We start from the raw sequence: 6,247 nt of genomic DNA on the forward strand, positions 1-6,247 counted from the left end.
CGCCTGCGGCGGGCCCGACGCCCGCTCCGGACCGCTGCGCGGGCGCCGGCACCGAGGCGCCCGCCTGCTGCTCCGGCGTCACCTGCCGGTCGTCCTGGGCGCCCTGGGCGGCCTCGGTGCCCTCGGCGCCGTCCGGTCGGCCGTTGACGGTCCGCGCGGTCTCCGGTCTGGATGCCTCGGCGGCCGGACGCGGCGCGAGGGAGGGCGACAGCGCCATCCCTCCCGTGGTCCGGAACAGCTCGTCGGCACCCGGGAGACTCACTCGGCGGGGCGGCACCGGTCGAGCACCTCCCTGGCGAGCTGGCGGTAGGCGGCGGCACCGACCGAGTTGGTCGCGTACGTCGTGATGGGCTCGCCGGCGACGGTGGTCTCCGGGAAGCGCACGGTCCGCCCGATGACGGTGTGGAAGACGTGCTCGCCGAACGCCTCGACGACGCGCGCCAGCACCTCGCGGCTGTGCACGGTGCGCGAGTCGTACATGGTGGCCAGGATGCCGTCCAGGCGCAGGTCGGGGTTGAGCCGCTCGCAGACCTTCTCGATGGTCTCGGTCAGCAGCGCGACACCGCGCAGCGCGAAGAACTCGCACTCCAGCGGGACGATCACGCTGTGAGCGGCCGTCAGCGCATTGACCGTCAGCAGGCCCAGCGAGGGCTGGCAGTCGATGATGACGTAGTCGTAGTCGGGCAGCAGCGGCTTCAGGGCGCGCGCCAGCGCGGACTCCCGGGCCACCTCGCTGACCAGCTGCACCTCGGCGGCGGAGAGGTCGATGTTGGACGGCAGCAGGTCCATCCCCGGGACCGCCGTCTTCAGCAGCACCTCGTCGGCCGTCAGGCCCCGCTCCATGAGCAGGTTGTAGACGGTGACGTCGAGCTCCATCGGGTTGACGCCGAGGCCGACCGAGAGCGCGCCCTGCGGGTCGAAGTCGACGAGCAGCACCCGGCGGCCGTACTCGGCCAGCGCCGCGCCCAGGTTGATGGTCGACGTGGTCTTGCCGACGCCGCCCTTCTGGTTGCACATGGCGATGATCTGGGCGGGGCCGTGCTCGGCGACCGGCGCGGGGATCGGGAAGTACGGCAGCGGACGGCCGGTCGGGCCGACCCGCTCGCGGCGCTGGCGCGCGGCGTCGGGGGCCAGCGTGGCGGCGTACTCCGGGTCCGGCTCGTACTCGGCGTCCGGGTCGTCGTAGGCGCCGTAGGCGAACTCGCCGTAGGCCAGGCCGTAGGCCGCCAAGTCGGCGTCGTGATCGGTCACCGTGGTCACCTGTGCTGTGTTCTGGCGTGCTTCGAAAGTACGGAGTGCGACCGAGCCGACCTCGGCCGAGCCCACGGAGGGCTGCCGGGCCCCGGGCTCCTCACTCGGCTGGCCGGCGGTGAGCGCCGCCAGTCCTGGCTGACCACCCCCGGGAGCAATTGTCGACTCATTCACAAGTCGTCTTACCTCCTTGGGCATCCAGGACTCTATGTCGATTCGTCAGCGTGGCAGCATGCCGACGGTTTGCGACTCTAGGCCGTTCAAGGCGTTCGCAGCAACACAATCCACGGTAGTGGGCAGGATGTGTCGACTATCGAGCGGGCTGCTGTCAAGGGATGAGCGGGTCACCGGCCCCAACGTTTCTGCGGGCGGGTGACGTGACCGACAGATATTGACGACAGAGCGACCTACCCGATCCACCCGCCGTTCACGGGCACGGCGAAGCCCCCGGCCCGAAGGGATCGGGTCGGGGGCGAACGACCGCCGGGCGGTCAGGGGGTTCAGGCGAGCACGCTCTCCAGGGAGACCGACTCCAGGCCGAAGGCCTCGGCCACGGCCGGGAAGGTGATCTGGCCCTCGTGCACGTTCAGGCCCTTGGCGAGCGCGGCGTCGCGGCGCAGCGCGTCCTTCCAGCCGCGGTTGGCCAGCTCCAGCACGTACGGCATGGTGGCGTTGGTCAGCGCGTAGGTGGAGGTGTTCGGGACGGCGCCCGGCATGTTGGCCACGCAGTAGAAGACCGAGTTGTGGACCTTGAAGGTCGGGTCGTCGTGCGTGGTGGCGTGCGAGTCCTCGAAGCAGCCGCCCTGGTCGATGGCGATGTCGACGAGCACGGAGCCCGGCTTCATGCGGGAGACCAGCTCGTTGGTGACCAGCTTCGGGGCCTTGGCGCCCGGGATCAGCACAGCGCCGACCACCAGGTCGGCCTCCAGGACGGCCTTCTCCAGCTCGAAGGAGTTCGAGACGATGGTCTTGACCTTGGTGCCGAAGATGCGGTCGGCCTCGCGCAGCTTGTTGATGTCGCGGTCCAGCAGGGTCACCTCGTAACCCATGCCGACGGCGATGGTGGCCGCGTGCCAGCCGGAGACGCCGCCACCGATGACGACGGCCTTGGCCGGGTGGGTGCCGGGCACGCCGCCCGGCAGGGTGCCGCGGCCGCCGGCCGGACGCATCAGGTGGTACGAGCCGACCTGCGGGGCCAGGCGGCCCGCGACCTCGGACATCGGGGCGAGCAGCGGCAGCGCGCCGTTCGACAGCTGCACGGTCTCGTACGCGATGGCGGTGGTGCCCGAGGCGATCAGCGCGTCGGTGCCGGCCCGGTCGGCCGCCAGGTGGAGGTACGTGAAGAGGGTCTGGCCCTTGCGCAGCCGGTGGTACTCGGAGGCGATGGGCTCCTTGACCTTCAGCAGCAGGTCGGCGGTGGCCCACACCTCGTCGGCGGTGGGGAGGATGGTGGCGCCGGCGGCCACGTACTCCTCGTTCGGGATCGAGGAGCCGACACCGGCGTTGTCCTCGATGTAGACCTCGTGTCCGTTGCGGACCAGCTCATGCACGCCGGCGGGCGTGATGGCCACGCGGTACTCGTGGTTCTTGACCTCGCGGGGGATGCCGACCTTCACGGCTAAACACGTCCTCTTGCCATGGGGGTCCCGACCGGAGAAGACCGGTGGGCGACGCGCACGTGGGGAAGCCTCCGGGACAGCCCGGGGCCGGGATCGCTGCGCGACTGAGTTCGAGTGTAATGAAGCCCAGGCGGCGTGTCAGCCTTCCAAAGTGAATAAATTTTCCGAACACATTGGCAGATTCGTAGGCTTCCCCTGCGACTTACCCACCAAAGACGTCGTAACCGGGCACTTCCGACAATACCTCCGAAAGGCCCATCACCACCCGGCGTCGACGCGTTCCCGCAGGTCCGCGAGGGCGCCCCCGACGGCCTCCAGGCCCCGCTCGTCGCCCAGCCGGCGCAGCACCGCGAGCGCGGCCCGGTACTCCCGGTCGGCCTCGTCGAAGCGGCGCTGCGCGGTGTGCGCCTCGGCCACCCGGGCGAGCAGCCGGGCCTCGGCCGCGTGGTCCCCGAGCGCCTGCCGCAGGCCGAGCGCCCGGCCGTACCAGTCGGCGGCCCGCACCGCGTCGCCGAGCGCCCGGTGGCAGTTGGCGGCGCTCTCCAGGGCCCGGGCGCAGAGCGGTTCGTCGTCGGCCCTCCGGGCGTGCTCCAGGGCGGCCCGGTAGTGGGCGGCGGCCTGCTCCCAGCGGCCCGCCGAGGCCTGGAGGTCGCCCAGGTTGAGCAGCGCGGCCGAGGCCCGGCGGGGCCGGCCGTTGCGCTCGGCGACGGTCAGCACCAGCTCGTGCAGCCGGTAGAGGTCGGTGGGGGCGGCGGCTCCGGTCAGCGGCAGGGCCCGCAGCAGCGCGGTGACCAGCCGCCCGGCCGATCCGTCCAGGTCGCCCTGGCCGATCGCGTCGGCCACCGCGCCGAGCAGCAGCTCCCGCTCGCCGAGCAGCCACTCGCGGGCGTGCGCGGCCGAGCGCAGCCGCAGCGGGGCGGGCAGCGGGTCCTGGCCGGAGCCGGGGCCGGCCGCCGGGTCGAGCAGCGCGCGGGCCGACTCGGTGAGCCGGACCAGCCGCTCCAGCAGCCGGGCCCGGGCCAGCTCGGTCTCGGTGGGCCGGTCCTCCTGCTCGCGCAGCCGGACCAGTCGGGGGTAGAGCCGCCCGGGCACCCGGTAGCGCGGGGTGCCGTCGGCGGTCGGCGCCTCCTCGCCGAGCAGCTCCCGCTCGGCCAGCGCGGCCAGCGTCGCGGCCGCGTCCGGCACCGGGCAGCCGACCAGGGCGGAGGCGGTGCGCGGGTCGGCGGTCTGCGCCGGGGCCAGGGTGAGGGTGCGCAGCATCCGCGCCTGGGCGGCCGGCAGCCCGCGGTACAGCAGGCTGAACGCGCCGAGCAGCGGATCGTTGTCGGGGACGGGCACCGGCTCGGCCGGCTCCGGGCCGGGCTTCACCCAGGCCGCCGGGTCACCGGCCGACTCGGTCACCGCGGCGGCGGCCGCGGCGGGCTCACCGGCCCGGCCCTCCGCTGGCTTCCCCGGGGCCGCCTTCCCCGAGGGGCCCCGAGCGGCCCCGCCCGGCCCGGCGGCTCCGGCCGCTCCGGCGGGCCCGGCCGAAGGGGCACCGGAGGCCTTGGCCGCCCGCTCCCCCTCCTTCTTCTTCGGCGCCCTCCCCTTCTCCTTCTCCTTCTCCTTCGACGAAGCAACCGCGGCGGCCTCGCCGCCCGCGGCCGGCTCCGCGACGGCCCCCGTGACCGCCGTCTCCTCCCCCACCACCCGGTTGAGCTCGCGCGCCGCCTCCGTGACCGCGATCTTCGGGTTCCCGCGCAGCCACCCCGCCATCAGCCGCAGCGCGGCCGGTCGGGAGGCGCAGGCCTCGGCGAGGTCCGCCCCGCCGACCGGGTCGCAGGAGATCCGGGTGCCGCCGACCAGGTCGGCCAGCAGCTCGCCGGAGGCCTGCCGGTCCAGCCCGCCGAGGATCACCGGGTCGATGTCCTCGATCCCGGTGAGCGGCCCGGCCGTGGTGGCGAGCACCAGGCAGCCGGGCTCGTCGGCGAGCAGCGGCCACACCTGCCCGGCGTCCCGGACGTCGTCCAGGACGAGCAGCACCCGCAGCCCGGCGAGCGCCTCGCGCAGCGCCACGCAGCCCGGCTCGTCCCGCCCGTCCTCGCCCGTCCCGGGCAGCGGCACGGCGGTCTGCGGGTCGAGCTGCTCCAGCAGCAGCCGGGCGGCCCGGGCGGGCGGCACCCGGCCGCCGTCCGGGGCGGACAGCCGGACGAACAGCACGCCGTCCGGGTAGTCGGCGGCGACGGTACGGGCGAAGCGGGCGGCCAGTACGGTCCGTCCGGAGCCGGGGCGCCCGGCCAGCACCAGCACCGGGCAGCGCCCGCTCGCCGGGCGGGCGGCGGCCGCCCGCAGCGCGGCCAGTTCGGCGCGCCGCCCGACGAACAGCGTGGGTGCGGCCGGCAGCCGCTCCAGGCCCGGGACGGCCCCGGCGGGCGCGCCGGGGCCGGGGTCCATCGTCGCCGTCTTCCTCGCCACCCGTGCCACTCCCGACGTCATCCCGCGCTCGGCATCCGACACCCGGCTTCCGGTGCCCGGCCTCCGGAGTTCAGCGGAGGCGGCCCGGGACGGGCGCCCTGTCTGCGAAGCGTAGTTCGACCGTCCGGCTCAGCCGAGGTGACATCCGGTCGTACGAATCCGCAAATCACCCCAACGACTCAACGCCCGGCGGCCGGCCGTCCCCCGAGCGGCCGACTCAGGCCTCGAAGGGGCGGGCCGGCCAGGGCGAGTCCGCCGGGCGCAGCGCGTCCAGCCCGTCCGGGCCGGTGAGCGCGGCGTGCACGGCGAGGGTGCCGGTGACCAGGGTCGGGTTGTGCAGCTTCCCGGCCTGGATCAGCCGGATCAGCTCCGGCACCGGCACCCAGGCGACCTCGATCTCCTGCTCCTCGCCCTCGGCCGCGTAGCGCTCGCCCTCGGCCGGCGCCAGGTCGGTGGCGAGGAACATCCGCAGCGCCTCGTCGGTGCCGCCCGGGGAGGTGTAGTAGTCGGCGAGGATCCGCCAGGTGCCGGCCTTGCAGTACGCCTCCTCGTACAGCTCGCGCTGCGCGGCGTGCCACGGGTTCTCGCCGGGCACGTCGAGCAGGCCGGCGGGCAGCTCCCACAGCCGCTGGCGCACCGGGTGGCGGTACTGGCGCAGCACCAGCACCCGCTGCTCGTCGTCCAGGGCGAGCACCGAGACCGAGCCGGGGTGGGTCTGGTAGTCGCGGCGGGCCCAGCTGCCGTCGGGCATCCGGACCTCCTCGCTGCGGACCCCGGTGACCTTGCCCTGGAAGGGCGTCCCGCCGGCCCGGACCTCCCACTCCTCGGCCACGTCGGCGATCCCCTGGCGGCTCTGCTCGTCCATCGCTCTCCCCTTTTCGTCAGTACGACACAATCTAACGCCGAACGGCGGCCCCGCGGGA

Annotated in this window: 4 protein-coding genes and 1 pseudogene; all 5 read right to left on the minus strand. The window is 74.3% G+C overall.

Annotated features, from left to right (window positions below):
* Nucleotides 1-217, minus strand: a pseudogene (locus tag ACFU7Z_RS34305) (hypothetical protein); the annotation flags it as partial.
* 41 nt (nucleotides 218-258) lie between these two features.
* On the minus strand, nucleotides 259-1,326 hold the full coding sequence (locus tag ACFU7Z_RS34310) for a ParA family protein (RefSeq protein WP_369808367.1): 1,068 nt from the start codon (nucleotides 1,324-1,326) through the stop codon (nucleotides 259-261).
* Between the two features lie 425 nt (nucleotides 1,327-1,751).
* Nucleotides 1,752-2,867 (minus strand): alanine dehydrogenase, encoded by a 1,116-nt coding sequence (gene ald / locus ACFU7Z_RS34315; RefSeq protein WP_049659955.1) that lies wholly within the window; start codon nucleotides 2,865-2,867, stop codon nucleotides 1,752-1,754.
* Between the two features lie 261 nt (nucleotides 2,868-3,128).
* On the minus strand, nucleotides 3,129-5,324 hold the full coding sequence (locus ACFU7Z_RS34320) for a tetratricopeptide repeat protein (protein WP_380781871.1): 2,196 nt from the start codon (nucleotides 5,322-5,324) through the stop codon (nucleotides 3,129-3,131).
* 217 nt (nucleotides 5,325-5,541) lie between these two features.
* Nucleotides 5,542-6,189, minus strand: a complete 648-nt coding sequence (locus tag ACFU7Z_RS34325; protein WP_049658738.1) for an NUDIX hydrolase — start codon at nucleotides 6,187-6,189, stop codon at nucleotides 5,542-5,544.
* Between the last annotated feature and the right edge of the window lie 58 nt (nucleotides 6,190-6,247).

Source organism: Kitasatospora sp. NPDC057518, from assembly GCF_042802075.1.
In the GTDB taxonomy this organism is placed as follows: domain Bacteria; phylum Actinomycetota; class Actinomycetes; order Streptomycetales; family Streptomycetaceae; genus Kitasatospora.

Coding starts and splice junctions, on each gene's coding strand:
- ACFU7Z_RS34325 (WP_049658738.1), bottom strand. CDS start 6,189: ATGGACGAGCAGAGCCGCCAGGGGATCGCCGACGTGGCCGAGGAGTGG.